This window comes from Candidatus Kuenenia sp., from assembly GCF_027493735.1.
Lineage (GTDB): Bacteria > Planctomycetota > Brocadiia > Brocadiales > Brocadiaceae > Kuenenia > Kuenenia stuttgartiensis_A.
The window spans coordinates 1-1,908 of the sequence record NZ_JAOSKF010000015.1 but is presented as its reverse complement, the minus strand read 5'-3'; the positions used below and the strand labels follow the sequence as shown (position 1 = coordinate 1,908).

2 protein-coding genes are annotated in these 1,908 nt (G+C 39.4%); both read right to left on the bottom strand.

Translation table 11 applies throughout. The features are described from left to right. Nucleotides 1–910 precede the first annotated feature (910 nt). Nucleotides 911–1,111: a type II toxin-antitoxin system HicB family antitoxin gene (locus tag M5U24_RS08370; protein WP_099326860.1), complete on the bottom strand. Its 201-nt coding sequence runs from the start codon at nucleotides 1,109–1,111 to the stop codon at nucleotides 911–913. Nucleotides 1,112–1,126: 15 nt separating this feature from the next. Next, the gene (locus M5U24_RS08365; protein WP_197705286.1) at nucleotides 1,127–1,438 is read right to left on the bottom strand and encodes a type II toxin-antitoxin system HicA family toxin; all 312 of its coding nucleotides are present in this window, start codon (nucleotides 1,436–1,438) and stop codon (nucleotides 1,127–1,129) included. Nucleotides 1,439–1,908: the final 470 nt, after the last annotated feature.

The following is a 1,908-nucleotide window of genomic DNA, read 5'->3' as shown; positions in this document are numbered from 1 at the left end:
GTTTCTTCATGTATTCTTTGTCTAATGTCTTCACCGTATCCCAGTCCAGCTTGAACTCCTTCGCCACATCCTTTACGGTCATAGTACGGCACTTCCGTCCTACAGAATAGGCAAATCGCTTAGTGTAAAAGGGATTGTCCGCAAGCCATTCCAGTTTTTCCCGCTTCACCTTTTTGCACTTCCGACATAATACTCGCCGCACCTCCACTTCCAGGTAAATCCGTGCATCTCCACAGGATAAATCCCGTACCAGACGCACCTTCTTGTCGTAATGACTCCAATGAATCTTTCCACAACACCCACATACCGTTTTTTTTGTGTCCGCTTAAGTCTAAATAACACGTGCCTTCGAGTCTCCAAATATCCCCTTAATTTCTGCTATCGGACTAAACCCGGGGAACCTGTATTCGTCCAGCAGTCGTCTCTTTTTTTCCATGCAAGTATCATACAGTTTTTTTTGCTCATAAAAAACTTCTTTTTCCCCTTATTTTATGCTATGTTGCAGTCAATTCATGACTCATTTTTACCCACTCACTTGCCTGAAGAGCCATATTAAGATGCGACCCCAAGTCTCCATTAGAGTTTTTACGTCTTTTTCCCTTTTCCGTCATTTCTGCTACGGCAACGTTTCATTAAAACATGGCAGAAATTACAAAAAAATCAGGAATGCATCCGTTGATGATATCAACCGTTCGTGGCGTTCAAAGAATGTTGGGTTTCGCTTTGCTTTCTCTTCGAGTCGTGCCTCATCCAACCTGGCTTAATATTTAAGATACGACCCCAAGTCTACCATTTTACCTGCCTGTGCGATGCATTTGACCCTAAATCACCTATTTTATGCAGATTGCCTCTTGATGTGATATGATAAAATGTGCCTTCAAATTCCAATCTCTGACTCTGTTTGCCTTTTTTACAAGGCATTTACAAGAGCTTCTTTTAATACCACCTTTATTTTAGGCTTTTTGATTTCCAGTATAAGCTCAATAACCTCTTTTATATTATGAATGGCCTCCTCTATTGTTTTTCCCTGAGTAAAACAATTTGAGTGTTCCTTGCACTGTGCAATGTAAAACTTTTCCCCCTTGGCTATGGTAACGGTAAATGTTTGCATTGGTATACCTCTTTTTTAGTTAATATGTCTTTTAAATTCTTCCCATTCAATTTGTATTTCTTTGGCGATAGCCCTTGCCGTATCGCGGTCAATTTCTTTGTGTCTGCCTACAGGGATATTTATTTCCCCATTTGTAAAAATAGTATGATTGCCGCCTTCCCGCAAAAATGTAAAACCATATTCCCTTAAAACTTTTATAATCTTTGACCGTTTATAACTCATAAAAAACAATCGCTGTCCCAATTTAACCTGATACATTTTCTTTTTTCTAATGCCATGCGCTTCAAACCAATGCACCTCAGCAAGACGTATAGTATCATCGGTCAAATGAACATGAACAATCCCTGTCAGGGGTTAACACAACGGCAACATTTCATTAAAACATGGCAGAAATTACAAAAAACCAGAAATGCATCCCTTTACATCAACCGTTCGTGGTATTCAAAGAATGTTGGGTTTCGCTTTGCTTTCTCTTCGAGTCGTACCTCAATCCAACTTGGCTTAATATTTAGGATGCGACCCCAAGTCCTCCCTGATTTCTGGCAATGCACATGATAGATTCATTGCTTTCGTTTGCAAAAAAGTAAATCCTCCTACCATTTATGTACAAGATTGTGTGCATTGATTTTCTTCTCCTAATCCGAAGAAAGCAGGGGAAAATATAGGGACACTTCCAATATTTATCCACCAGATTAAGCAAGAAATATGGGAAGTGTCCCCATAAGCGCTAACTTGTTTTAGGTATGCTCGAAGTATTTTGATATCTGTGTTTTTCGGATTCTTGTATTTTCTGCTAA

Excerpts from the sequence above, each read along its gene's own strand:
- M5U24_RS08370 (WP_099326860.1), bottom strand. The coding sequence starts at position 1,111 with ATGCAAACATTTACCGTTACCATAGCCAAGGGGGAAAAGTTTTACATT.